Source organism: Nitrospinota bacterium (assembly GCA_016217735.1).
Lineage (GTDB): Bacteria > Nitrospinota_A > UBA7883 > JACRGQ01 > JACRGQ01 > JACRGQ01.
In genome coordinates, this window is record JACRGQ010000017.1 from 1 (window position 1) to 24,456 (window position 24,456).

General features: G+C 59.5%; 23 protein-coding genes. 8 read left to right on the plus strand and 15 right to left on the minus strand.

All coding sequences use genetic code 11. The features are described 5' to 3' along the window. Positions 1 to 1,321 (plus strand): MBOAT family protein (locus HZA03_02650; GenBank protein MBI5636851.1); only part of this gene is annotated, 1,321 nt, incomplete at its 5' end. 3 nt (positions 1,322 to 1,324) lie between these two features. Next, on the plus strand, positions 1,325 to 2,257 hold the full coding sequence (locus HZA03_02655) for a hypothetical protein (protein MBI5636852.1): 933 nt from the start codon (positions 1,325 to 1,327) through the stop codon (positions 2,255 to 2,257). Positions 2,258 to 2,477: 220 nt separating this feature from the next. Here HZA03_02655 and HZA03_02660 read toward each other — a convergent pair whose 3' ends face one another. The 6 genes from HZA03_02660 to HZA03_02685 all read right to left on the minus strand — a co-directional run bounded on the left by HZA03_02660 (position 2,478) and on the right by HZA03_02685 (position 5,902). Further along, on the minus strand, positions 2,478 to 2,672 hold the full coding sequence (locus HZA03_02660; GenBank protein ID MBI5636853.1) for a hypothetical protein: 195 nt from the start codon (positions 2,670 to 2,672) through the stop codon (positions 2,478 to 2,480). A gap of 92 nt (positions 2,673 to 2,764) precedes the next feature. After that, positions 2,765 to 3,802, minus strand: a complete 1,038-nt coding sequence (mtnA, locus tag HZA03_02665; GenBank protein ID MBI5636854.1) for an S-methyl-5-thioribose-1-phosphate isomerase — start codon at positions 3,800 to 3,802, stop codon at positions 2,765 to 2,767. Continuing rightward, on the minus strand, positions 3,799 to 4,095 hold the full coding sequence (locus tag HZA03_02670) for a DUF167 domain-containing protein (protein ID MBI5636855.1): 297 nt from the start codon (positions 4,093 to 4,095) through the stop codon (positions 3,799 to 3,801). Before HZA03_02670 ends, mtnA begins: the two co-directional genes overlap by 4 nt. A 7-nt stretch (positions 4,096 to 4,102) precedes the next feature. Continuing rightward, positions 4,103 to 4,399, minus strand: a complete 297-nt coding sequence (locus tag HZA03_02675; protein MBI5636856.1) for a YggT family protein — start codon at positions 4,397 to 4,399, stop codon at positions 4,103 to 4,105. Continuing rightward, on the minus strand, positions 4,399 to 5,265 hold the full coding sequence (locus HZA03_02680; GenBank protein ID MBI5636857.1) for a pyrroline-5-carboxylate reductase: 867 nt from the start codon (positions 5,263 to 5,265) through the stop codon (positions 4,399 to 4,401). The genes HZA03_02675 and HZA03_02680 overlap by 1 nt, the downstream gene beginning before the upstream one ends. Further along, a complete protein-coding gene (locus HZA03_02685; protein MBI5636858.1) occupies positions 5,192 to 5,902 on the minus strand; it encodes a YggS family pyridoxal phosphate-dependent enzyme in 711 nt (236 codons plus the stop codon). Before HZA03_02685 ends, HZA03_02680 begins: the two co-directional genes overlap by 74 nt. 60 nt (positions 5,903 to 5,962) lie before the next feature. Here HZA03_02685 and ald point away from each other — a divergent pair, with 60 nt between their 5' ends. From ald to HZA03_02700, 3 genes are read left to right on the plus strand one after another with little or no spacing between them, the layout of a single operon-like run. Then, positions 5,963 to 7,069: an alanine dehydrogenase gene (ald, locus tag HZA03_02690; GenBank protein ID MBI5636859.1), complete on the plus strand. Its 1,107-nt coding sequence runs from the start codon at positions 5,963 to 5,965 to the stop codon at positions 7,067 to 7,069. After that, complete coding sequence (locus tag HZA03_02695) at positions 7,066 to 8,706, plus strand: protein kinase (GenBank protein MBI5636860.1); 1,641 nt, start codon at positions 7,066 to 7,068, stop codon at positions 8,704 to 8,706. Before ald ends, HZA03_02695 begins: the two co-directional genes overlap by 4 nt. A 36-nt stretch (positions 8,707 to 8,742) precedes the next feature. After that, positions 8,743 to 9,852 carry a mechanosensitive ion channel family protein gene (locus HZA03_02700; GenBank protein MBI5636861.1) on the plus strand — a complete coding sequence of 370 codons (1,110 nt, stop codon included), beginning with the start codon at positions 8,743 to 8,745 and terminating at the stop codon, positions 9,850 to 9,852. A 33-nt stretch (positions 9,853 to 9,885) separates the two neighbouring features. On the opposite strand, the gene HZA03_02705 is transcribed toward HZA03_02700, so the two are convergent. Genes HZA03_02705 through HZA03_02730 form a run of 6 tightly spaced genes read right to left on the minus strand, consistent with a single transcriptional unit; the run spans position 9,886 to position 18,158 of the window. Further along, a complete protein-coding gene (locus tag HZA03_02705) occupies positions 9,886 to 10,662 on the minus strand; it encodes a hypothetical protein (GenBank protein ID MBI5636862.1) in 777 nt (258 codons plus the stop codon). Then, on the minus strand, positions 10,652 to 12,550 hold the full coding sequence (locus tag HZA03_02710) for a hypothetical protein (GenBank protein ID MBI5636863.1): 1,899 nt from the start codon (positions 12,548 to 12,550) through the stop codon (positions 10,652 to 10,654). Before HZA03_02710 ends, HZA03_02705 begins: the two co-directional genes overlap by 11 nt. 3 nt (positions 12,551 to 12,553) lie before the next feature. Then, the gene (gene glmS, locus HZA03_02715; protein ID MBI5636864.1) at positions 12,554 to 14,374 is read right to left on the minus strand and encodes a glutamine--fructose-6-phosphate transaminase (isomerizing); all 1,821 of its coding nucleotides are present in this window, start codon (positions 14,372 to 14,374) and stop codon (positions 12,554 to 12,556) included. A 2-nt stretch (positions 14,375 to 14,376) separates the two neighbouring features. Beyond that, positions 14,377 to 15,585: an NTP transferase domain-containing protein gene (locus HZA03_02720; GenBank protein MBI5636865.1), complete on the minus strand. Its 1,209-nt coding sequence runs from the start codon at positions 15,583 to 15,585 to the stop codon at positions 14,377 to 14,379. Between the two features lie 12 nt (positions 15,586 to 15,597). Beyond that, on the minus strand, positions 15,598 to 17,415 hold the full coding sequence (gene glmS / locus HZA03_02725) for a glutamine--fructose-6-phosphate transaminase (isomerizing) (GenBank protein MBI5636866.1): 1,818 nt from the start codon (positions 17,413 to 17,415) through the stop codon (positions 15,598 to 15,600). Continuing rightward, a complete protein-coding gene (locus HZA03_02730) occupies positions 17,412 to 18,158 on the minus strand; it encodes an NTP transferase domain-containing protein (GenBank protein ID MBI5636867.1) in 747 nt (248 codons plus the stop codon). The genes glmS (HZA03_02725) and HZA03_02730 overlap by 4 nt, the downstream gene beginning before the upstream one ends. 228 nt (positions 18,159 to 18,386) lie before the next feature. On the opposite strand from HZA03_02730, the gene HZA03_02735 reads away from it, so the two are divergent. After that, positions 18,387 to 18,983, plus strand: a complete 597-nt coding sequence (locus HZA03_02735; GenBank protein ID MBI5636868.1) for a hypothetical protein — start codon at positions 18,387 to 18,389, stop codon at positions 18,981 to 18,983. After that, on the plus strand, positions 18,925 to 19,221 hold the full coding sequence (locus HZA03_02740) for an alpha/beta hydrolase (protein ID MBI5636869.1): 297 nt from the start codon (positions 18,925 to 18,927) through the stop codon (positions 19,219 to 19,221). Before HZA03_02735 ends, HZA03_02740 begins: the two co-directional genes overlap by 59 nt. Here HZA03_02740 and HZA03_02745 read toward each other — a convergent pair. Further along, positions 19,184 to 21,187: a cation:proton antiporter gene (locus HZA03_02745; GenBank protein MBI5636870.1), complete on the minus strand. Its 2,004-nt coding sequence runs from the start codon at positions 21,185 to 21,187 to the stop codon at positions 19,184 to 19,186. The genes HZA03_02740 and HZA03_02745 overlap by 38 nt on opposite strands. Then, positions 21,187 to 22,173 (minus strand): hypothetical protein, encoded by a 987-nt coding sequence (locus HZA03_02750; protein MBI5636871.1) that lies wholly within the window; start codon positions 22,171 to 22,173, stop codon positions 21,187 to 21,189. Before HZA03_02750 ends, HZA03_02745 begins: the two co-directional genes overlap by 1 nt. A gap of 144 nt (positions 22,174 to 22,317) precedes the next feature. Between HZA03_02750 and HZA03_02755 the strand changes: the two genes are divergently transcribed. Beyond that, positions 22,318 to 23,475 carry an RCC1 repeat- and reductase domain-containing protein gene (locus HZA03_02755; protein MBI5636872.1) on the plus strand — a complete coding sequence of 386 codons (1,158 nt, stop codon included), beginning with the start codon at positions 22,318 to 22,320 and terminating at the stop codon, positions 23,473 to 23,475. A gap of 130 nt (positions 23,476 to 23,605) precedes the next feature. Here the strand turns inward: HZA03_02755 and panB are convergent, their stop codons facing one another. Further along, positions 23,606 to 24,454 (minus strand): 3-methyl-2-oxobutanoate hydroxymethyltransferase, encoded by an 849-nt coding sequence (gene panB, locus HZA03_02760; protein MBI5636873.1) that lies wholly within the window; start codon positions 24,452 to 24,454, stop codon positions 23,606 to 23,608. Positions 24,455 to 24,456 lie beyond the last annotated feature (2 nt).

Sequence of the window (24,456 nt, forward strand, 5' to 3'; positions counted from 1 at the left end):
CTCTTATCTTTCACTTCTGTTTCTAAGCATAGCGGTCAACTTTACGGCGGGAGCGGCTCTTCAGGAAGAAGGGCGGTCTCTGGCGCATAAAAAGAAGCTGCTTATCTTTGCCATAGCGGCAAATCTGCTTATGCTCGGCTACTTCAAGTATGTCGATTTTTTTATTTACCATGTCAATTTTTTCTTCAATATGGATGTTTTGGCGAAAAACATTTTGCTGCCCTTGGGAATCAGTTTTTATACCATAACCCAAATTGCCTACCTTATTGACAGCTACGAGGGTGTCGTAAAAGAGCAAAACATGCTGACATATTCGGTGTTTGTAACGTTTTTTCCGCATCTGCTAATAGGCCCCATCATCCATCACAAGCAAATGATACCGCAGTTTGAAAGCATGAGGGCAAAACTACCGAGCTACAAAAATCTTTCATTGGGCGTTTTTTTGTTCGCTATAGGGTTGTTCAAAAAGGGCGTTATCGCCGACGAACTGAAACCTTACGCGGACATCGTTTATGACACCCTGTCTCACCCGAGCTTTTTTGAAAGTTGGATTGGCTCAACGGCGTACACTCTTCAATTGTATTTTGATTTTTCAGGCTATTCAGATATGGCGGTGGGAAGCGCTATGCTTTTCAACATAAAACTTCCGATCAACTTCAATTCGCCATATAAGGCAAAAGGCTTGATTGAGTTCTGGCAGAGATGGCACATGTCGTTCACAATCTTCATCTTCACCTATATTTACGCTCCAATTCTGCGCAGCATGAAAAAGATAACCTTTTCCGGGGCGATATTTGCCATGACTGTAACTCTCATCATTGCCGGGGTTTGGCACGGAGCGGCGTTCGGATTCATGCTTTTTTACTTGATACACTCCGGCGGATTGGTTGTCAACCACATGTGGCGTAAATACAAGGTGTTCACATTGCCAAGCCATCTCGCATGGTTGTTGACTTTTAATGTGATCATAGTCTCTTTAGTTCCATTTCGTGCGGTAACTCTTATCGATACCATAAAGGTGTACAAAGGCATGCTTGGGTTAAACGGCATTGTATTTCCCAAGATTGCCCAGTTGGATTCGATTTACGACTACTTCCGCGTGGAGCATTCCGGGCGTCTTTCCTTCTCGGGTGTTGAAGTAATGCATTATATGCTTATATTTCCGATACTTGTTTTCACCATTCTTTTCATTAAAAACAGCAACGAATTGGCTGAAAAAATGAAATTCAATCTCACCAATTGTTTGTTTACAACCCTCACGCTGATTTATGCGTTGCTTCATGGCAAACATGTCTCGGAATTCCTTTATTTTCAGTTTTAAATTATGAAGCCAAAAACCTGGTTTTGGAGTGTTATTATGCTGGCCGGGGGGGTTGTCCTCTCCGTATTCACCCTGAACTATTTCTTTGATCCGTTTAATTTCCGCGGCACAAATGACATTCTCGCCGAAAAAAAGATGGTTGGGAATATTATGAACGGCAAGCTGTTTAGTATAGTTGAATTCAATCATTCACCGCCGGTGCGCAACTTTATTTTTGGTGACAGCAGATCTGGCGGCTTAAATGTTGATACGTTTAAAAATGAAGGGATGGGTAACTTTTACAATTTAAGTTTAGGCGGAGGAACCTTATATGAGGAAAGAGACCTTTTCTGGTGGATAGCCTCCCGCCAGCGCATAGATTCGGTTGTTTTTTCCATATCCTTTCTTGCGTACACGAAGAGGTATTCGTCGAACATCATCCCGGAGATGGTGCAATTATTGAACGAGCCATCCAAGTATTACACAAGCATGTTCACAGCCAAGTCCAGTTTCCAGCTTATCAGGTTACTTCTGGAGGATCGGCCCGCCGAAACCAATCTGGAAGACAAGGATAAGTTATGGAATAGGGCATTATCTACGGCAGATACAATGCTGTATGGATACGAAAGACCGAATGATTTGTACCGCGAATTTGCCCGGATTGTTGCCTATTGCCGCGAGCATAATATCGCGATTGTCCTTTTTATCCCGCCTGTTCACGTCGACGTTCAAAAGCGAATAGAGAAACATAATCTTTTGAGGGAATACAACATTTTTAAAAATGACATGATTAATTTGGGCCCTGAAGTGGTTGATTTTGACACCGTGAATAACATTACGGAAGACAGGAACAAGTGGGCCGATCCGCAACATTTAGCGGACGACAAAAGTTTTCAGATACTAACGCATGCTATTGTCTCCGCTTTTAAAAAAACAAAAGGCAATACAACACATTGAAGATTCCAATAGGTGGGGCTTCCTGGCATTTCCCCAATGATTGGGGCATTTTTAATGTGCGTTTCCTTAAACCAAAGTGAAAAAGCGCCGCCTTAAAAAAAGCGTTCGGCTTCCCATGCCGCCGCCGACGAAGGTAAAACCTTCGGCCAAGCTCTACAGCCGGAAGAAAAAGCCCGCCGCGCGCGGCAATGGCCTTTGATCCGGGGGCGGGGGGAATGAATCAGTCTTCGATTTTCCGGATGCAGTTATCGAACCATGCACACTTTTCGTTGGTGCAGTCGGGGATGCGGAGGTAGCAGTCGGTATAGCCTTCCGCGATCTGGATTGTCCAGATAAGGTCTTCTTTCTTCTCGTATTTCTGAACGGACTGGATGCCCATTGCCTTCGCGATCTCGCGGATTTCGTCGAGCGTCATCGGTGTTTCCCCCTGTTTGTCAAATCCGGCCTATCCCCAAAACGTTACAATTGTAACATGGGCGGGGGAGTTATTTCCCAAACAAAAGAGTTTCAACTCCGCAATTTCGCCAGCGATTCGATGAACGGCGCCCGTGCCACCCCTTTTTCGGTGATGATGGCGGCGATGTATTCGTTGGGGGTCACGTCGAACGCCGGGTTGAGTATCCGCACGCCGTCCGGGGCGACCTGCCGGTTGCCGATGTGGCTCACCTCGCGGGTGTCGCGTTCCTCAATCGGGATGTGGGTGCCGTCCGGGATGTTGAAATCGATGGTGGAAAGGGGGGCCGCCACATAGAACGGGATGTTGTGGGTCTTGGCCAGCACCGCCACCGAGTAGGTGCCGATCTTGTTGGCGGTATCGCCGTTGCGGGCGATACGGTCCGCGCCGACGATCACTTTATTGATGGCCCCTTTCTTCATGAAGTAGCCGGCCATGTTGTCGGTGATGAGGGTCACGTCGATCCCCTCCTTTTTCAGTTCCCATGCGGTCAGGCGCGCCCCCTGCAAAAAGGGGCGGGTTTCATCGGCGAAAACCTTGATGTTTTTCCCGGCGAGGTGGGCGGCCTTGATGACGCCGAGCGCGGTGCCGAAATGCCCCGCGGTGGCCAGTGCCCCGGCGTTGCAGTGGGTAAGCACGGTGTCGCCGTCCGCCAGCAGCGCGCCGCCGTTGTTCCCCATGGTTTCGTTGATGAAGAGGTCTTCCACCAGTATTTTTTCCGCTTCGGTGACAAGCGCCTGCTTCAGCGCCGCCACCGGGCCATTATGGGCCGCCGCCACGCGGCGCATCCGGTCCACCGCCCAGAAGAGGTTCACCGCCGTGGGGCGGGTGCCGGCGATGACGCGGCAGATTTCCTCAAATTCCGTTTTAAACGCCGCGAGGTTGTCCGTGGCGATCCGCCGCGCGCCGAGGGCGCAGCCGCCCGCCGCGCTCACGCCGATGGCCGGCGCGCCGCGGACGGTCATGTTCCGTATCGCCTCGGCCAGTTCCTGATATGTGGCGCAGGTGACGATCACCTCTTCGGTGGGGAGCAGGCGCTGGTCGATGAGCGCCACATGGCCGTTTTCCACAAACTCGACTGTTTTAATCATAGTGCGTCCCTTATTTTCTTCATTGCCTCATCCGGCGTGATGCCGGCCGCGAGAATTTTTTTCAATTTTCCCGTTTCACCTTTTATAACCGCCACGGCGCTCTTGGGCAGCCCCAGCGTTTTGGCCAAAAACCGTTCCAGTTCCCGGTTCGCTTTCCCCTCCACCGGCGGCGCCGCCACGCGCACCCGCACCGCATCCGGCGTGATTTCCGCAATGGCGCTTTTCGACGCGCCGGGGACGGCGCGGCAGGTTATCCGGGCGCCGTTGACCGCCGCCGTCACTGGCCCATCCATGCACGGATCAGTTCATGCGGAGGGCGATGTCGTGGAGCGTGCGGACGACAAACGCCTGAAGGAAGTAAATGATGAATATCACCACCAGCGGCGAGAGGTCAAGCCCCGACATCGGCGGCAGCATCCGTTGAACCGGCCGCAGCACCGGATCGGTGGCCGACATTAAAAACCGCACGATCGGATTGTACGGATCGGGCGACACCCACGAGATGAGCGCGCGGATGATGATCAGCCACATGAAAAACGTCAGCGCCATGTCCAGAATGCCGGCGACGGCATCGAGAAAATTGGTGAAGACGAACATCAGCCCAGCTCCTTCGAACGCCGTACGGCGGCGGATACGGCCGCCATGAATGCGGCGCGCACTCCGTGCGCCTCAAGCTCGTGCAGCGCCGCGGCGGTGGTGCCGCCGGGGGAGGTGACCTTCTCGCGCAGCACGGCGGGGTGTTCCCCCTCCATCGCCAGCGCCGCGGCCCCTTTCACCGTTTGGTACACCAGCGCGCGCGCCTGTTCCTGCGTAAGCCCGTTTTCAACCCCCGCCTGCATTAATGCCTCCATCATCAAAAAGACGTAAGCCGGCCCGCTGCCCGAAAGGGCGGTGACGGCGTCCATTTTCGATTCCTCGACCCAGAGCACGCTTCCCACGGCGCCGAACAACTCTTCCGCCACGGCGCGGTCGCCATCTTCCACGCGGGGCGTGGAGACCAGCGCGGTAACCCCCTCGCCCGCCGTGGCGCAGATGTTCGGCATGGCCCGCACCAGCCGCGCCTTGATGAACTGCATCAGCGTGGCGATGCGCACGCCGGCGGCGATGCTGATCACCACCACATCGTCGTGGATGGAATGTCCTACCTCGCGCAGCACATCCGGCATCACTTGCGGTTTCACCGCCAGCACCAGCGCGTCCGAGCGCGACACCACCGCCATGTTGTCCTTTGTGACGGCGATGCCGTAGCGCGCCTTCAGGTGATCCAGCCGCGCGGAGGAGGCGTCCGACGCCATGACGGCTTCGGCGGGACAGATCCCCGCTTTCAACAGCCCGGCGATGACGGCTTCCCCCATCGCGCCGCCGCCGATGAACCCGACCTTCCTGTTCTTAAGTTTTCCGTTCACCAAAAATCCCCGTTCCAATCCGAATATGGGTGGCGCCTTCTTCCACGGCGACCACATAGTCGCCCGTCATGCCGCATGATAGTACATCCACGGCGGTATTTTCCATCCCCAAGGCGGCGATTTCGTCGCGGAAGCTCCGCAGGCGCGCGAAATGCGGACGGGAGGCCTCCGGGTTGTCCGAGAACGGCGGCACCGCCATCAGTCCGCGCAGCCGGACGTTCGGCAGCGCCGCTATCTTCGCCGCCGCCGCCACGGCCGTCCGCGGCGCCACGCCATGCTTGTTCGCCTCTTCCCCGATGTTCACTTCCAGCAGCACCGGCATCACCACTCCGCGCACGGCGGCGCGGCGGCTGATTTCCTCCGCAAGTTCCACGCTGTCCACCGAGTGAACCATGCTGAAGATGTCGAAAATGTATTTTACCTTGTTCTTCTGCAGCGGGCCGATGAGATGCCATTCGGCGGCATTTCCTATTGCCGCGAATTTTTCACGCGCCTCCTGCACCCGGTTTTCCCCCAGCACCGTGACGCCGCAGGCCAGCGCCGCGCGGATCGCTTCCGTCCCCACCGTCTTGGTGGCCGCCACCAGCGTTACCCCATCGGGCCGCCGTCCCGCGCGGGCGCAGGCGGCGGCGACGTTGCGCCTGATTTCCGCCAGGTTTGCCGCGATCCGTTCCTTGAGATTTTCATCATGCATCGCCATGTACGGGATTATATAATGATTCAGCCACGGAACATTTATCGGGAGGATGCCAGGGTGATTATCGGAGTTCCGCGCGAGATCAAGGCGGATGAATACCGCGTGGGGCTTGCCCCCGCCGGGGCGCGGAGCCTCGCGTTGGCCGGCCATGCCGTCCTCATCGAAAAAGGGGCGGGGGAGGGGAGCGGCTTTTCCGACGATGTCTACGCCGCCGAAGGGGCTGAAATCATCGGCGCCGCCCCGGAGCTTTGGCGCCGCGCCGAAATGGTGGTGAAGGTGAAGGAGCCGATCAATCCCGAATTCGACCACATGCGGGAAGGGCAAATTCTCTACACGTTCCTCCACCTTGCCGCCGACAAGACGCTCACCGAGCGGCTTCTGGAGAAAAAGATCATCGGCATCGCCTATGAAACCGTGCGGGGACCGGGACACTCACTGCCGCTGCTGGTGCCAATGTCCGAAATAGCCGGACGGATGGCGGTGCAGGAAGGGGCGAAATACCTCGAAAAGGGCAACGGAGGCCGCGGCGTGCTGCTGGGCGGGGTGCCGGGGGTGGCTCCCGCGCGCGTCGTCATCATCGGCGGCGGGGTCGTGGGGGCCAATGCCGCCAAAATCGCCATCGGCATGGGGGCGCGCGTAAAGCTGCTGGACAAATCGCTGGAACGGCTGCGCTATCTTGATGACATTTTCGGGGGGAGGCTGGAAACCATCTATGCCAACCCGCTCACCATCCGCGCCGCCGCGCGCAAAGCCGACCTCCTGATCGGCGCGGCGCTGATTCCCGGCGCGAAAGCGCCGCGGCTTGTTACCCGCCAGATGGTCGCCGAAATGAAGCCGGGCGCGGTGATCGTCGACGTTTCGGTGGATCAGGGAGGATGCGTCGAAACCAGCCGTCCCACCACGCACCACGATCCCACATATGTGGTGGACGGCGTACTGCACTATTGCGTGGCGAATATGCCCGGGGCGGTTCCCCGCACCAGCACGCTTGCCCTCACCAGCGCCACGTTTCCTTATGCTTTTGAAATAGCGCAAAAAGGGATTACAATGGCCCTTCGGGAAAATGTCCTGCTGCGCCCCGGCGTAAATGTGCATAAAGGCCTGTTAACGTGCGAAGAAGTGGCACAATCGCTTGATTTGAAATATACTTCGTTGGAAATATGATACCGAAAACACTGGGACGATTCGAGATAGTAAGCGAGCTGGGCCGCGGCGCCATGGGGGTGGTTTACAAGGGCCGCGACCCCAAGCTGGAGCGGACGGTCGCGCTCAAGGTCATCCATTTCGGATTGAACAAGGAAGACGAGCAACAGCTCCAGGTGAAAGAGCGTTTCCTCGTCGAGGCGCGCGCCACCGCCCAGTTGCAACACTCGAACATCCTCACCATCTACGACGTTGGCGATGAAGGGGACTTGACCTATATCGCCATGGAGTTCCTCGAAGGGGGATCCCTCGAAGACATGATCAAGCAGAACAAGTTCACCGACTACGACCAGATCATCGACATCGTCCGGCAGATCGCCGACGGCCTGGATCACGCCCACCAGAAGGGGATTGTCCACCGCGACATCAAGCCGGCGAACATCATGATGGCCGGCGGCAAGGTGCCGAAGATCGCCGATTTCGGCCTGGCGCGCCTTTCAAACTCCACGTTGACCACCACCGGCACGGTGCTGGGCACTCCCAGCTACATGGCCCCGGAGCAGATACGCGGACGCAAGGTGGACGGCCGCGCCGACCTTTTCGCGCTCGGCGTCATTTTTTATGAAATGCTCACCGGCGAAAAACCGTTCGGCGGCGACAGCATCACCAGCGTGATTTACCGCGTGGTGAACGAAGAGCCGATCCCGCCGCGCAAGTTGAACATCGACCTGCCGGACGCCATCGACCAATTCATGCAAAAAGCGCTGGTCAAGGAGCCGAACCAACGGTTTCAGACCGGGGCGGAATTCGCCGAAGCGCTCCGCTTGCTGCAAAAGGGGCTGTACAAGGCTGATATGGCGGCTCCCGCTTCCAGCAATGTCACCCAGCGCCTGACCGCCGATGAAACCGCCCGTTTCGCCGCCCCCCAAAAAAAGAACATGGGGCTTATCATCGGCGGCGCCGTTGGCGCACTGGCGGTGATCGTCTTGGCGGCGATGTTTTTCACCGGCGGCAAAAAAGAGGAGACGGTGAAGGCCGACACCGGGGGGACAACCACGGAAGCCGCCGGCGGGAGCGAAAAACCGAAGGAAACCGTCAAGCCGAAAGAGGCCAAACCGGAAGAGGCAAAGCCCAAAGAAGCCAAGCCGAAAGAAGCTCCGGCGAAAGGGATAAAGCCGCCCAAAGAAGCAAAACCGAAAGAGGTTCCACCGAAGGAAGCCAAGCCCCAGGAAGCCAAGCCCAAAGAGGTGAAGCCGGAAGAGACAAAGAAAGAGGCGAAGGCAAAAGAGGCTAAACCGGAAGAGGTGAAGCCCAAAGAGACAAAGAAAGAGGCGAAGGCAAGGGAGGACAAGGCAAAAGAAGATAAAGCCAAAGAAGCCGCCCAAGCCGCGGCCCAAGAGCCACCCAAAGAAGAACCTAAGAAGGAGGAGGGGAAAGGCAGCTTGTTAAGCGCCGGCACCTGCACTCTCATCGTCAACGCCAAAGAGGGGGACCGGGTGACGGTGGACGGGCGCAGTTACAACGTCTTCCCGGTGGAATTAAAAGGCATCAACATCGGCACCCACAATGTGTTTGTGGTGCGCAAAGGATTTAAGCCGTTCCTGAAATCCATTCCGATCAAAGTCGGCGAAACAGTCACCATTACGCCGGAGTTCTAAGCGCCCCGCCATCGGCGGGACACCGCGAAAACGATTATGGAATTATGGCGGCAGCTTGACCAGTACCGGATAGCGGGCATATCGTGCGCGCTCGTCGTTCGCTCGCTCGGCATCATTCTGGCCACGCTCGTTGTGCGCAACTTCGCGGCGCGCAAAATCATGGATTTCTTCGCCCGGTTGGCCGAGAGAACGGCGGTGGAGTGGGACGACCTTGTCATAGAGGCCTCCAAGCCGCAGGTATCGCAGCTTATCCTCGTCTTCGGTGTTTGGTCGGCCCTGCGGATACTGCCGCTTTCCACCGAACCGTTCCACCTGCACAACGGCATCGACCTGCTGGCGAAGCTGCTCATCATCGGCATTTTCACCGTGCTGGCGCTCAAATACGTCCGCATCCTTGAAGGGGAACTGAAGAAAAACGCCGCCGATCCCGACTACTGGATGGATTTGCATCTCATTCCGCTGATGAGCATCGGCCTCAAGGCGTTGCTTGGCATTACGGTTTTCGTCATCGCCGCGCAAACGCTCGGCTATTCCGTGAGCGCGCTGGTGGCGTCCCTTGGCATCGGCGGCGTGGCGGTGGCGCTGGCGGCCAAGGACACGCTGGCCAATTTCTTCGGCAGCGTGATGGTGATGGTCGACAAACCGTTCCGCATCGGCGAGACCATCAAGGCGGGGGATTTCACCGGCGTGGTGGAGGAGATCGGTTTCCGCTCCACCCGCATACGCACCCTTGATAAAACCCTGATGGTGGTGCCGAACGAAAAAATAGCCTCCATGAACATCGAAAACTTCACCCGCATCGCCGATACGCACGTGAATATGCGGCGCGTGAACTTTGTGCTTGGGCTGGAATACAAGGCCAGCGCCGCGCAAATGGACAAGGCGGTGGAGGAGTTGCGCGGCATACTGGCGGCGCACCCGATGGTGGCGGATGAAAACCGGCAAGTCTTTTTTTCGGCGTTCGGGGAGTCATCCCTCAACATTTTGGTCAACTATTTCGTCAAGACCGGCGATTTCGCCCAGTTCATGGCGGTCAAGCAGGAAATCAACCTGGCGATGATGCGCAAGCTGGCCGATCTGGGGCTGGCGGTCGCTTTCCCCAGCCGCACGGTGTATCTGGAGCAGGGAACCGCGCCGAAACAATAGGGCGGCGAATTTTCGCGGCCATCCCCGCCGCGATTACCGCGTGCCGATTTCCGGCTTGGGGCTTTTGGGGCGGATGAAACTTTTCTTTGGATAATAGCCGGAAGGAAGCGTGGTGTTGGGATATACCCAGCATTGCTCTTCCAGCAGGGCGGCGGGAGAAGTAACGGAATTGCATCCCAATTCAGAGTGGTCGCCGATTATGGCCCCGAACTTGGCAATGCCGGTACGCACCGTTTCGCCGTTCAGCACGAAGGTTATTTCGGGGAAGGATACCGCTTTCTTGGCTTCCGGAGCGCGGAATTTCAGGTTGGCGATTTTTGTCCCCGCGCCGAGGTTGACGTATGAACCGAGCACCGAATCGCCGATGTAATTGAAGTGTCCCGCCTCGGTGTGGTTCATCAGGATGGAGTTCTTGATTTCGGTGGCGTGTCCCAGTGTGCAGTGGTCGCCGGCGATCAGTTCGCCGCGCAAGTAGGCTCCCTGCCGGATTTCGCACTTGCGGCCGATGAGCGCCGGGCCTTTGATGTACGCGGACGGCTCGATTTTTGTCCCCGCCCCGATGAAAATGTGGAGCGGCCGGTAATCGAGGTCCTGCTTCAGAATCACGCCGGCATTGCAGAAAAGCGTTTCTCCGTCATGCACCAGTCCCGGCGGCAACGCCGCGCCGCCGGTGGCGGGGAAGTGGGCGAGGATGTAGCCGTGTATCTTCGGCAGCACGTCCCACGGGCGCGCGGCCCCGGAAAAAATCCCTTTGTGGGCGAAGCCGTCCAACTCGGGAAAAAAATTCCGCAGATTGAATTCAGTCGACACATTCCCTCCCCAGCAGCGTGAGCGCAAGGCCCCCCGCGCCCGATTTTACCAGCTTCTGCTTAATCTCCATTTCGTAGATCAGGCGGTGGAAGTCGATGCCGGCATAGAATTCCTTTTTCGGCTGTTCGCCGTGGAAAATCTGCTCCAGAATCATCCGTTCGGCGGCGGCCATCGGATGCTTCGGGTTTTTCATTTTTTTCATGAGATAGCCCAGCGCCGCGTTCGCGGTATTTTGCAGCAGCGCCTCCAAGGCGTGCGGTCCGCGCACATTCACGCTTATTTTGTCTTCGGTGCCGCTGTTGCGGACGAAGATGGAGGCGGTATGCCCCTCGCCGGCCTTTATCAGCTTTACAAAGAGCATGTCCGGCTCGTCGGCGATCAGCAGCGGTTCTCCCGCAAGGTCATTCACGTTTCCTTCCAGGATGGCTTTGCTGATAATGTCCGCCACACCCTTCCAGACTTCGCTGCCACGCTGGAAGAGCTTTTTATCGATGTAGTAGCTGTAGCCGGTTTGCTTGAACCCGGGTTCGAACGGTTTCTTGAGGAGGGCGGCCATCTTCGCGGTATCGCCGCCGCCCAGCCGGTGGGCCGCCACCAAAGTGTTAATGGCCCCTTTCAGGCCGTTGCCGGCAAAAACCTTCGCTTCCGCCCCGCAGGCCGATAGCGGTATTACGCCGGCGTGGATGCTATGGCCGGTTTCTTCCGCCCCCAGCGCAAAGTTGCCGGGATCGCTGTTGGCGCGGTGGAGTATCCATTTATCCCCCACCGCCATCACTTCCGGTTTCAGGCCCAGACTGGCGATGTGGCGCGCGACGTTGATATCGCTTTCCACCGTATAAGCGAATGTTTTGCCGCGGCATCCATCGGGCGCCGATTCCATAAGCCAAGCGGCCTGTATGGCGGAGCATTCATCGCCGGAGAGGATGTGCAATGCGTCTTCGGCGAAATCGTACCAGAGGAGGAAAAAACGGTCGCCATCGCCGTCGAAGACCACCCCCATCAGCCATTTGCAATGGCCCGGCCTGGCGGCCATCGCCCGTCCGGCCTCGAACATTTTGTTTACCAGCTTGTGCCGGGCGATGCCGGCGTCTTTGGCGAAGCGCGCGGCGCTGATGCCGCGGATGCCTTCCAGGTAGGCAACCCCCGAATCACGGTTGATGTCGCCGTTTTGTTCGCCGGCCACCTCGGTCACTTGCCCGAAGCCAAGTTGCGAAAAGGTCATCGCTCCCAGCCCCGCCAGCGCGCCATGCGCGGCATCCACAATGAGCGCGGTTTCGGCGAAGAGCGTTTCCCCGGCGGCAATCCAGGTGTTGCGCGGATCCATGTGGAAGTCGGCGAACTGCCGCCGTCCCCACTTGACGAGATCGACAGGGGGGTGTTTTTTTTGCGCCCGGCGCACCGCTTCGTAATCGGCGGCTTCGATGGCGGCCGAGAGGAGGTCGTCTTCCGCCGTCAGGGGCTTTACCGCGCCGGGGGCGTTAAAGACTTTTATGCCGTTCTGATCCCGGGGATTGTGCGATGCGGTTATCATGAAGGCGGTCGCGGCGGAGCGGCAGACCAGCGCAATTGCCACCCCTGGCGTGGGAATGACGCCGAGCACCGCAGGCACGCCCCCCGCCTTGGCGATACCATCCACCGCCTTGCCGGTGTAACGCCCTTCGGTGTCGCGGCCGTCCCACCCGATGAGGACTTCGTCCCCCGGCTCCATTCTCCCGGTTTCGATCATGCGGGTTACGTGGGTGTGACAATAGAGCTCGAAGAACTCTTCGGTCATTACCCCGTTACGGTGGAAAACTTCCAGCGGCCCCCCGTCGAATCCGGCCGCGGGTGCCACCGGGCGGCGGACGCCGTCGGTACCCTGCAGCCGTTCAACGGTTTTTCCCGCCACCGGTTATGCCACCGTCACCGATTTGGCCAGCGCGCGCGGCTTATCCACGTTTTTGCCCAGCGTGACGGCGGCGAAGTAGGAGTAGAGTTGCGCCGCCACGAGGCTCACCAGGGGGGCGACGAGCGGGGCCGACGCCGGGAGCATGAGCTGGTCGTCCAGCAGCTTCGATTTCTGGAGCGTCCTGGATGAGTGGAAAGCGGTCACCGAGCCGCCCCGCGCCTTCATTTCTTCGATGGAGCTCATCGTCATTTTGAAGAGATCTTCTTCCTTTTCGGTTGGGACGAAAACGAGCGACTTGAGCTTGTCGTCAATGAGGGCGATGGTGCCGTGCTTCAGGAAGCCGGCCGGCATCCCTTCGGCATGCAGGTAAGCCACTTCTTTTACCTTAAGCGCCGCTTCGAGCGCGATGGGATAGTAGCGTCCCCGCCCCAGGTAAAGCCAGTTGTGGTGGTGCGCCGTGCGTTGCGCCAAGGTATGCACGAAGCCCGAATATTCGTTGAGGAAACCGGAGATTATTTCCGGCAGCGTTTCGAGCTGTTTCATTTTCAGTTTTTTTTCCGCCGGGGTGATTCGCTTGGTTATCACGCCCGCCTCGATGGCTGTGCGGATGAGGATGATCATCTGCGCCAGCGCCGCTTTGGTGCTGATAACGCATATTTCGGGGCCGGAGCCTTGCATCACCACGTCGTCCACGAGGCGCGCCATTGTGCTGCCGATGACGTTCACCACCACGGCGGTGCGGGTTTTGCGGCGTTTCGCTTCGCGCAGGACGCGCAGCGTGTCGTACGTCTCGCCCGATTGTGAGACGGCCAGGATGAAGTCTTCCGCCCCGAAGGCGGCCCCCTCCAGAAATTCATCGCTGCTCATGGCGGTGGCGCCGACACCCGCTTCGCTGGCTAGATAGTATTGCCCCAGTTGGGCCACATAGTAGGTTGTCCCCACACCCGTCAGGAAAGCGCGGCGCGATTCGACCAGGCGGCGTGCCATGCTGACGATGGATTTTTCGTCGATGGCGAGCGCTTTTATGACGGTCTGCGGTTGCTCGTGGATTTCTTTGAGCATGTAGTGGGGAAATCCCCCTTTTTTGCTCATCTCGGCGTCCCATTCGATCGGCATCACCTGCTTGTCCACCGGTTCGCCGTTTGACATCCGTTTTATGGCGTAGCTTTCGTTGGAGATGATGGCGTATTCCCCGTCGTCCATCACGACGGCGTTCTTGGTGTATTCGATGAAGGCGTTGAAATCCGACCCGAGGTAGTTTTCATTACGCCCCAGCCCGATAATGAGCGGGCTTTCGTGCTTGCCGCAGAAAATGCACCACGGCTCTTCGGCGGATACCATCGCGACGGCGAACGAGCCGTCCAGTTCTTTCAGGGCCGCCACGAACGACGCTTCCAGCGGCATTCCCCCCTTGCGGTATTCCTCAATGAGATGGGGGATCACTTCGGTATCGGTTTCGGACACGAAGCGGTGTCCCTTTTTCGTGAGCTTGGCCCTAAGTTCGCCATAGTTCGAAATAATGCCGTTATGCACCACCGCGATGGAACCATCGCAACTGGCGTGCGGGTGGGCGTTCACCGGCGTAACCCCGCCGTGGGTTGCCCAGCGGGTGTGGGCGATTCCCACGTGGCCGTCGAGCGAGGTGAAAAGCTCCTTTTCCGCCACTTCGGCCACGTGCCCGACGTTTTTGCGGACGATGGGGCCGTGGGAATTTATCACCGCCATTCCGCAGGAGTCGTATCCGCGGTATTCAAGGTTCTGGATGCTGTCAAGCAGCCGCCGCGAGATGTTGGAATTGGAGACGATGCCGCTGATGCCGCACATGGTTATTTTCCGCCTTTCGGGTAGGTGAAATGGTGGGGAACCACCGTTTCCGGCTCAATTATGGAGCCGGGGGCGATGGTGTGGCCGGCTCCCAGGCGGCAGTTGTCTCCCACGAACGCGCCGAGCTTTACCATATTCGAATCAAGCGCCTTCCTGTTTACCGGCACTTTTACGGTGGAGCCGTCCATGTTGTTGTTGACGGTCACAATGCCGGAGCCGACGTCGACCCCTTCGCCGATAACGCTGTCGCCGATAAAGGAGAGACGGCCCACGCGGCCGCCGCCGGTCAGCACGCAGTTTTTCATTTCCACCCCATAGCCGATCACGGATTTGGGGCCGAGCGACGAATATTTGCGCACCAACACGTTATTGCCGATGTATGTTCCGCGGCCTATGAAGGCGGGGCCTTCGATGATCGAGCCGGAACGGATTTCCGCGTCTTCCTCGATGATAACCGGCCCCTTGATCTTGGCGTCGCGCATCTGCACCGACTGGTGCACGCGGGCGTGGGTCCAGGTATCCATCACCATTTTGTTCGCCGCCAGAATGTCCCACGGGTAACCGATATCGATCCACCCCTTTTCCCACATGGCCGCCCTGAGCCCCTCGTTTTTGATCAGCTCCGCCAAGGCCTTGGCCATATCGCTCCGGTTTTTTTCCAGCAGCCCGAAGAATGTGTACGGGAGCACATAAATCCCCGCCAGCACATAATTGCCCAAATTCTTGCGTTCCGGCTTTTCCACGATTTTGGTGATGTTCATGGTGTTATCCAGATACACGTTGCCGAACGAGCCGGATTCCGCGGGGAGGCATATGGCGGCGGTCGGCTTTCCGCCCAGGCCGAATATCTGGAGGGCGTTGCGTATGATGTTGTCGTCGGTCACCACATCGGCATAGACCAGCAGGAAATGTTCGCCCGGGGCGAATTTTCCCTTGGCGGCGAGGATCGCGTCGCCGATGCCAGCCTGCTTTTTTTGCTGCACATAGCTGATGCCCATGCCGATGTTCTGGCCGGAACCGAAGTAGTCGGTGATTGACTTGCCCAACGGACCCATGACGCAGATGACGTCGTTAAACCCCGATTCCTTGAGCATTTGCAGCGACCGGTAGAGGATCGGCCGGCCCGCCACATGCAGCATGGATTTGGGGCGGGTGGTCGAGAACGGGGCCATATTGTTCCCGCCGCCCGCGGCGAGGATTAATGCTTTCATTCGGGAATCTCCTTACACGGTAACGCTTTTTGCCACATTCCGCGGCCTGTCCACGTCTTTATTATTGTATAAGGCAACATAATAGATGAAAAGCTGGGCCGGAACAATCGCCAGTAGCGGCGCCAGGATGTCCGGCGCGCCGGGCAGCGCGATAAAGTCGTCGCAATGCGATTCCACGCCGCTGCCCGCGAAACCGGTGGCAATCAGCCGCGCGCCGCGCGCCCGCAGCTCATCCATGTCGTTGAGCGTCTCCTGCAACAGCGAGCGGAGGTTGCCGAAGTAGAGGATCGGCGTGTTTTTTTCCACCAGGCTGATCGGGCCGTGCTTCATTTCCCCCCCCACCAGCCCTTCGCCGTGGATGCCGGCCACTTCTTTCATTTTAAGTCCGCAGTAGAGGGCTACCGGGTAGTTGAGCCCCCGTCCGACAAAATAGAAGCTCTTATGGTGCGAAAATTTTTCCGCCAAACGCCGTATCAGCGTCTCATAGGTGACCATCATCTCCATCTGTTCGGGCAGCTTCGTCAGCGCGTCGATCAGCTTCCGTTGCCCTTCCTCGGGCAAGGCGCCTTTGGCCCGCGCCAGGTGCAGCGCCAGGAGGGCGGTGGCCGCCACATTGGCCGAAAAGGTTTTGGTGGAGGCGATGGATATTTCCGGCCCCGCCCGGGTGACGAACAGGTCGTCCGCCAGGCGGGCAAGGGCGCTGTCGCCGTTGTTGGTGATGGCCAGCAAACGCGCTCCCTTTTCCTTGGCCGCTTTCGAGCTTTCGATGGTGTCGTGCGTTTCGCCCGACTGGGAAATCGCCACATAAAGGGTGTTCTTCTCGATGACCGTCGTGTCGAAACGGTATTCGGAGGAAATCACGCGCGCGGCGGGCACGCCCGCCACCGTTTCGCACAGCCGCTGCCCCAGCATGGCCGCCACATACGAGGCGCCGCCGCCGCAGAAGACCACCTTTTTGATTTCCTTCCCCGCGCCGCAGGGGAACGCGAAAGCCTCCGGCGCGTATTGCTCCGCTTTTCCCCGGAAACAGCCGGCGATGGTCTCGCGCACCGCGCGGGGGGATTCCACGATTTCTTTCAGCAGGTAATTGCGGTAGCCCCGCTTTTCGGCCATGACCGGATTCCAGGATATTTTTTGCGGCGTCTGCTCCACCTGCCGTCCCTCGAAATTGAGCAGTTGCGCCCCTTCGGGGGTGAGCAGCGCCACTTCGCCATCCCGCAAAAAGACCATCGTGTCGGTGTATGGGGCAATGGCGGTGGCGTCGGAGGCGGCGAGGTATTCCCCTTTCCCCAGCCCGATCACCATCGGGTTCCCTTTGCGGACCACCACCAACTGTTCCGGGGAGCGCGCCGAAACGGCGCAGAAGGTAAGCCCCCCCTCCAGCAATTTCAGAACCGCCAGCACCGAATCGATCAGATCGCCCCGCCAGTGCAGATTGATAAGGTGCGGGAGTATTTCGGTGTCGGTCTCGCTGCGGAAACGTATCCCTTGTTTTTTGAGCTGCCCGCGCAGGGCCATGGCGTTTTCTATGATGCCGTTATGCACCACCGCCGTGTCCCCCGCCACCTGGGGATGCGCGTTTTTTATGGAGGGCTTGCCGTGCGAAGCCCAGCGGGTGTGCGCGATTCCCACGTTGCCCGGCAGCGGCTTCGCGCGGAGCTTTTCGGTCAACCCCGCCGGTCTCCCCAGCGTCCGCTTGATGGCAAGTTTTCCGCCGCTGATGAGCGCGATGCCGCTGCTGTCGTACCCGCGGTATTCCAGCCGGGTGATCGCATCCAGCAATATGTCCTGCGCGTTGCGGGGGCCGATGTAGCCGGCAAGCCCGCTCATGCGCGGACGCCCGCGGCGCGGGCGCGGTTAAGCGCCGCCAGTTCGTCAACGGTGTTGACGCCGGCGATCTCGCCGATGTCCGGCAGTTTCAGCGCCGCGACTTTCTTCCCCTGGGCCAGCGCGATTTTCACCACGTCGGTCAGGTAGTATTCCTTTTGGTCGTTTGCGGGACGTATCTGTTCCAGCGCGCTCCAGAGAAAGGGGGCGTCGAAAACGTAGATGCCGCCGTTGATCTCGGTGATCCCCTTTTGCGCGGGGGAGGCATCCCGCTCTTCCACAATGGCGCTCACCGCGCCGCCGGCATCCCGGACCACCCGCCCATAACCGGCGGGATTTTGACATTCGGCGCTCAACAGCGTCACCGCCGCGCCGCTCTCCACCGCCAGCGCCAGCAGGCGGCGCACCGTGGCGGCCCGCACCTGCGGCACATCGCCGGAGAGCACCACCACCTTGCCGCCAAAACCGGCCAGCGCCGCGCGGGCCTGCATCGCGGCATGGGCGGTGCCAAGCTGTTCGCGCTGTATGGCGAAGAGTGTGCCGGTTCCGGCCAAAGCTTCCCGCACCATCTCCGCCTTATAGCCGACCACCGCCACGATGGTATCGGCGATTTCCCGCGCGGTGCGCGCCACATGCGCCACCAGCGGTTCGCCCGCGAAGGGGTGCAGCACCTTCGGCAGATCGCTTTTCATGCGGGTTCCCTTGCCGGCCGCGAGGATGATGACCGCCACGCCCTGTTTGTCCATGGGGCAATTTTCCAGTAAAGCGCCGCGTAAAGCAATCGCGATATTCAGTAGTGCATCAGTTTGAGATTGCCGCGGCCATCTTCGATGGCCTCGCAATGACAAATAACTGTCATTGCGAGTGTTAACGAAGCAATCTCATGCTCCATGCAAACATTAATTTCAAACTGAACCACTACCGGATATTCCCGGCGGTTGGGGCGGAAGGGCGGTGTTTGGTATAGTTGTCAGATGCGGATACGGGTAACCACGCTGGGGGCGGGGGTGATGCTGGGGTTGGCGCTGCTCCTTGCTGTGGGGCGGTGGCATGAGGCAACCTCGCTTCTCCACCCCGCGCGGGGCGATGTCAGCGTCCCCGCCGACTACAATCCCAAACCGCGCGACGTGTTCATCGATACCGGCCGCGGGGTAATCCACGGCTGGTTTTTCGCGGTGGATCAGAACGCCCCCACGCTTCTTTACATCCACGGCAACGCCGATACCATCGCCAAGCGGCTGCCGGTCATCAAGGGGTATATCGGCCTCGGACTCAACGTTTTCATCTACGACCCGCACGGGTTCGGCAAGAGCGAAGGGGGGGGCAACCGGTTCAATTTCGTGTCGGACGCTTTCGCCGCCTACCATTTATCTTACGGAGCGGATGCGGCTGCGCCCGCGCGGCATCATCCTGCTGGGGCAGTCGCTGGGAGGCGTACCGGCCCTGCGGCTGGCCAACAGCGAGGCGGTGGGGGGGCTGATCCTCGAAGGGACGTTCACGAGCATTCGGCAGATGGCACGGGACATGTATCCCGCGTTGCCGGTATGGCTGCTGGCCTCCGCCGATTTTGATAACGAGCGGGAGATCCGCCGGCTAAAAACCCCGCTGCTGGTTATCAACGGCTCGGCGGATATGGTGATCGCGCCCTACCATTCGCAGCGGCTGTTTGACCTTGCGCCGGAGCCGCGCGAATACGTCCGCATTGACGGGGCGGGACATACCACGATGTTTGAAATCGCGCCGGAGACGTACTACGGCGCGATTGCCCGCTTCATTCGCCAGGCGCCGGGGACGCGGCTGGCTCTTTAAGCTGCGTGGCGGCGCTTTTGAGTTGTACCGGGTTCCCGACGATGTAAACGATGTCTCGTTCAAGCAGCGCGAAATCGGCCGGCGGATTGGTGTTCAGTCCCCTTTGCCGTTGCACCGCCAGCACGGTGGCTCCGGTAAGGGCGCGCAGGTTCACCTCGGACAGTTTCTTTCCCGCCACTTTTGCCCCCGCCGGGATATCCACGGTCTGCATCCCCATTTTGTTGGCGAGAAGACCGCCGAGCGGGTTGTCCCAGCCCGTCTTCGCCGGCATGGAGCGAAGCATTTGATATTTTCCTTCGCGTACCGTGTTGACGTGTTCCATGATGATGTTGAATGGCACGTTGTAAACCTGAAGCACGTGGGAGAAAATCTCGATGCTGGTCTCGAACTCTTCGGGGATAACCTCGTTGGCCCCCAGCGCGGTGAGCGGCTCGATCTCGCGCACATAGCGGGTGCGGACGATGATGTGCAGGCGCGGATTAAGCCGGCGTGCCGCGCTCACCACCCGCCGCTCCACCGCCGCGTCCGAGATGGCCACCACCAGCACCCGCGCCTTGTCCAGCGAGACGTGCTTGAGCACATGATCGTGCGTGGCGTCGCCGAAGTGGATGGGTTCGCCCAGCTTCATCTGCTCCCGCACGGTGGCGGGGTTGAGTTCCAGGATGTTATACCGCACGCCGGACGCGCGCAACACATGGACCAGATGCTGCCCGTTGAGGCCGAAACCGACGACGATGACGTGGTCGCGGATCGGGCCGTAGCTTCTGCCGGATTCGGTGACGCGCGGCTCGCGCCGCCGCGGCAGGTGGCGCAGAACAGCGGCGGCCACCCCGGGCGCAACGGCCATCATGAAGGGGGTGGCGGCCATGGTAATGACCGCGGCGGCCAAAAATGCCTGGTAGAACGATCCCATATCAATACCGGCGCCGATCCCCGATTTCGCCAGCACGAAGGAAAACTCCCCGATTTGCGCCAGAGCCAGGCCGGTGACGATGGAAAAGCGCAGCGGCTGGCCAAGCAGCGCTCCCGGAAGCGCGGCGGCGGGAATCTTGATAAGGATGATTCCGGCGGTGACCGCCAGCACAAACGGCAAGTGGTCAAAGGCGTAGCGAACGTCCAGCAGCATGCCGATGGAGACGAAGAAAAGCGCGTTCAGGATGTCGCGGAACGGCAGGATTTCCGCCACCACCTGATGTGAGTATTCCGAATCGGAAATCATCATCCCGGCGAGGAATGCCCCCAGCGCCAGCGACAGCCCCGCCTCGAACGTGAGGTAGGCGGTGCCGAGGCACATCAGCAGTATCACCATGATGAAGAGCTCGCGGTTGCGGGTGCTTAAGGTGTGGAACAGCAGGTGCGGCACCACCCAGCGGGCGGCGGCCAGCACCGCCGCCACCAGCAACACCGCTTTAAACACCAATGGCAACAGGGCGGGGGCCGCCGCGTCGTTGCCGGCCAGAAAAGGAATCAGCAGCATCATCGGCACGGCGCAGAGATCCTGGAAAATCAGGATGCCGGTGATGTTTTGCCCCTGCTGGGTATTCACCTCCGCGTGGTCAGTCAGCACCTTCAGCACCACGGCGGTGGAGGAGAGCGCAATGAGGAAGCCGATGAAGACCGCCTTTCCCGCGTCGCCTATGGCGAGGTACGCCACTCCCGCCACGGCCAGAACGGTCAGCCCAACCTGGACGAAACCGCCCACCAGCACCATTTTCTTCATCCGGTACATTTTAGTCATGGAGAATTCGAGGCCGACGGTGAACAGCAGCAACACCACGCCGATCTCGGCCAGGGTTTCCACCGTCGATTGATCCTGCACCAGCGAAAGGCCGTGCGGACCCAGCGCCACGCCCGAAACGAGGAATCCGACGATGGCCGGTATTTTTATTTTATCGAACACGAAGACGACGACGGCCGACCATCCGAAGATGAGCAGCAGGTCGCGGAGAAATTCCACCTGATCCATCAGCCGCCGCGGGCCACCTTCAGTTGCGGGGCGCCCACCGTGAAATCCAGGACGCGCATTCCCGTTTTGGCCATTGCCGCGGCGATAACCGGCTTTTTCTCCGGCGCGCACCAGACGATAAAGCAGCCCCCTCCGCCCGCGCCGCAGACCTTCGGGTGGCCGCCGTTTTTTTTCGCGATGGCGAAGGCGCGCCGGAGTTTCGGGGTGATGATTCCTTTGCCGAGTTTTTCCCGCATGGCGCTCTCAACGTCGATCAGCTTGCCGATGCGGTCGTAAAGTCCTTCCAGCAGCATGGCGGAAAGCTCCAGCGAGTTTTTGGCGATGGCGGTGAAGGCGGCGCGGGTGACGGCGTTGTGTTCCACCGCTTTTTTAAGCATCAGCCAGTTGGGCACGCCGGAGACGCGCGATTGCCCGGAATAGACCAGCACCACCCGCCGTTCCAGTTCGGCGGCGGGGACATCCAGCCGTTCGTATGTCTGTTTTTCGTGGAGATTGAGCACTCCGTTCACGCCGCCGGAGAGCGCCGCAACGTAGTCCTGCACGCCCGTGGGAATGCCGAGGTGGCGCGCTTCGATGTTCTTTGCCGCATCCAGCAGATCGCCATCGGCCATTTTCAGGTCATTGATCTTCGCCAGCGTTTTCAGGAAGGCGATGAGCAGCGCGGATGAGCCCCCCAGCCCCGCGCCGGCGGGGGAGAGGCAGTCCGCTTCGAAATGCCATCCTTCGGCGGGAATGAAATCGAGCGCGCGGTGAAAGAGCGTCTTCTTTTTTTCCGGCGTGGCGGGATCGTAGGTGATGACCGTCCCCAGATGCGGCGCGTGGATAACCGTTCCCTTTTTCCCGCTTTTTGCGGCGGTGACCGTTGCGTAGAGGCTGGTTGCCGCGTTAACCGATATCGCCGGGGCGAACATTACCGAAAGCGGCCAGATGTCCAGTGTGCCGCCGCACAGGTCGATGCGGGTGGGGGCTTTTGCCGTGATTTTCATATTTCCTCCGTTGCCGGCGGCGTGATGCCGCACGGTTATCCAAGCCGGTATATTACCATCCCGGCGCATACCGGCGGGAGGGCCGTTGTGATATTATTCCGGCAGGTGCCAACGGCGGTTAGACAAATGTGGGAGGAATCGATAATGGGTGTCAGGACGCGGGGATATGTGGCCGTGGTTTTTACGGCGGCGGCAATGGTTTCGTCTTTTGTCCATGCGGCCGGCCCGCAGGCGGCGGATAACCTCAAAATCTGCTTTGGGGAGAAGCACGCGGCCATGCTGAAGCCCGACGGCACGGTTGCGACATGGGGGCAGAACGACATGGGACAACTGGGGACGGGAACCAACACCCCCAGCACCGTGCCGGTAAAAGTGGTAAATCTTGCAAACGTCACGGCGATAGCGTGCGGCGCCAGCTTTACCCTGGCGCTCAGGAACGATGGCACCGTGATGGGATGGGGACAAAATCTGATGGGGCAGTTGGGCAACCGCACCAAGGTGAATACGCCTTTTCCGGTGCAGACGCTGGATATTACCGATGTGGAACAGATCGCCGCGGGGAAGGCGCACGCCGTGGCGCTGTTGAAAAGCGGCATGGTCATGGGATGGGGTTCCAATATTTACGGGCAGGTGGGCGACGGCGCGCAGAAACCGACCCTTTCGCCCGTGCGGCTTTTCGGCGACCTCAAAGGGATACAGATGATTTCCGCGCGCGGCGACCACACCCTCGCCCTTGCCGCCGACGGCACGGTTTGGTCATGGGGCCTCAACAAGTCGGGCCAGTTGGGGAGCGGGATAAAGAGCGATATCGCCTTGCCGTCCCAGGTCATCGGGCTGTTCAACGTGTATGCGGCCAAGGCGGGCAACCAGCACTCCGTTGCGGTGAAGGAGGACGGCACCGTCTGGGCCTGGGGGCTGGATAACAATGGCCAGACCGGTATCGGCGTCGGCGGCGCGTGGGGTACCGGCATCACGTTGCCGGCGCCGGTGTTTTACCTTAAAGACGTGACGGCGATTTTTACCTGCGGCAACTCGACATTCGCGCAGCGGAAAGACTGGACGGTCTGGGCGTGGGGGAACAATTCCGCGGGCCAGCTTTGCCTCGGCTCCAAGACCGACGTTCCGTGGCCGCTGCAGGTGAACGCCGCAACGGGGGTTCAGTCGGTCATCTGTTCAGAGGCGCAAACCATCCTCGTGAAGAACGATGGAACAATGTTCGCATGTGGCGATAACAGCACCGGTCTTCTGGGAGACAAGATAAAAGGGCAGAGTTCCATCCCCGTGAAACTGACGCTGGAGTGACCCGCGCCGGTTCCCGGCGAAAATAAAAAAACCCGCGGGCGGCCGCCGCCCGCGGACCGTCAATGGCGGTCAGGGGCCGGCGTTGCGCATCGTGGCCTCCTCCTGTTGCGGTCGAATCCGCATACGCGGTTCATTCCTTCTTTTTGCCCACCACTTTCAGCGGCGATTCGGCACGTTGGCTGTAGGTGTGCTCTTTCGCCGGGAAAGAGCCGTTTCGCACTTCGCCGATGTAAGCGCCAAAGGCGTCTTTCACCCGCGCGCGCAGATCGGAAAAAACTTTGACGAAGCGGGGATGCGGGCCGTCCGAGAGCCCCAGCATATCGTGCATCACCAGTATCTGTCCGTCGCACCGCGCGCCCGCGCCGATGCCGATGGCGGGGATGTGCAGCGTTTCGGTGATCGTTGCGGCCAGGTCAGCCGGTATCGCCTCCAGCACCGCGGCGAAAGCTCCCGCCTTTTCCACGGCGCGGGCGTCGGCCAGCAGGCGGCGGGCGCTGTCGCCCTGCTTCCCCTGCACCTTATAGCCCCCCAGTTGGTGGTAGCTCTGCGGCGTCAGGCCGATGTGCCCCATCACCGGGATGCCCGCGTCCACGATGGCGCGTATCCGGTCGGCGTACTTCTCGCCCCCTTCCAGCTTCACGCCGTGCGCGCCGCTTTCCTGCATGATGCGGCCGGCGTTTTCCAGCGCCTTTTGGGCCGATACCTGGAAGCTCATGAACGGCATGTCGACCACCACCATCGCGTTCTGCACGGCGGCGGTGACCGCCTTGGCGTGGTGGATCATCTCCTCGATGGTGACGGAGAGCGTGTCGCGCCGCCCCAGCGCGGCCATGCCGACGCTGTCTCCGACGAGAACGATGTCCACCCCCGCCTCGTCCATGATGCGGGCGAAGGGGGCGTCGTAGGCGGTGAGCGCGGTTATCCTGCGGTGCGCGCGCTTCATTTCCAGCAATGTGGTTACGGTGACGGGTGCCATGATGG

Coding starts and splice junctions, on each gene's coding strand:
- HZA03_02655 (MBI5636852.1), top strand. CDS start 1,325: ATGAAGCCAAAAACCTGGTTTTGGAGTGTTATTATGCTGGCCGGGGGG.
- HZA03_02660 (MBI5636853.1), bottom strand. CDS start 2,672: ATGACGCTCGACGAAATCCGCGAGATCGCGAAGGCAATGGGCATCCAG.
- mtnA (MBI5636854.1), bottom strand. CDS start 3,802: ATGATTAAAACAGTCGAGTTTGTGGAAAACGGCCATGTGGCGCTCATC.
- HZA03_02670 (MBI5636855.1), bottom strand. CDS start 4,095: ATGGATGGGCCAGTGACGGCGGCGGTCAACGGCGCCCGGATAACCTGC.
- HZA03_02675 (MBI5636856.1), bottom strand. CDS start 4,399: ATGTTCGTCTTCACCAATTTTCTCGATGCCGTCGCCGGCATTCTGGAC.
- HZA03_02680 (MBI5636857.1), bottom strand. CDS start 5,265: ATGTGGTCGCCGTGGAAGAAGGCGCCACCCATATTCGGATTGGAACGG.
- HZA03_02685 (MBI5636858.1), bottom strand. CDS start 5,902: ATGCATGATGAAAATCTCAAGGAACGGATCGCGGCAAACCTGGCGGAA.
- HZA03_02695 (MBI5636860.1), top strand. CDS start 7,066: ATGATACCGAAAACACTGGGACGATTCGAGATAGTAAGCGAGCTGGGC.
- HZA03_02700 (MBI5636861.1), top strand. CDS start 8,743: ATGGAATTATGGCGGCAGCTTGACCAGTACCGGATAGCGGGCATATCG.
- glmS (MBI5636864.1), bottom strand. CDS start 14,374: ATGTGCGGCATCAGCGGCATCGTCTCCAATTCCAACATCTCGCGGCGG.
- HZA03_02720 (MBI5636865.1), bottom strand. CDS start 15,585: ATGAAAGCATTAATCCTCGCCGCGGGCGGCGGGAACAATATGGCCCCG.
- glmS (MBI5636866.1), bottom strand. CDS start 17,415: ATGAGCGGGCTTGCCGGCTACATCGGCCCCCGCAACGCGCAGGACATA.
- HZA03_02730 (MBI5636867.1), bottom strand. CDS start 18,158: ATGGACAAACAGGGCGTGGCGGTCATCATCCTCGCGGCCGGCAAGGGA.
- HZA03_02735 (MBI5636868.1), top strand. CDS start 18,387: ATGCGGATACGGGTAACCACGCTGGGGGCGGGGGTGATGCTGGGGTTG.
- HZA03_02740 (MBI5636869.1), top strand. CDS start 18,925: ATGGCACGGGACATGTATCCCGCGTTGCCGGTATGGCTGCTGGCCTCC.
- HZA03_02745 (MBI5636870.1), bottom strand. CDS start 21,187: ATGGATCAGGTGGAATTTCTCCGCGACCTGCTGCTCATCTTCGGATGG.
- HZA03_02750 (MBI5636871.1), bottom strand. CDS start 22,173: ATGAAAATCACGGCAAAAGCCCCCACCCGCATCGACCTGTGCGGCGGC.
- HZA03_02755 (MBI5636872.1), top strand. CDS start 22,318: ATGGGTGTCAGGACGCGGGGATATGTGGCCGTGGTTTTTACGGCGGCG.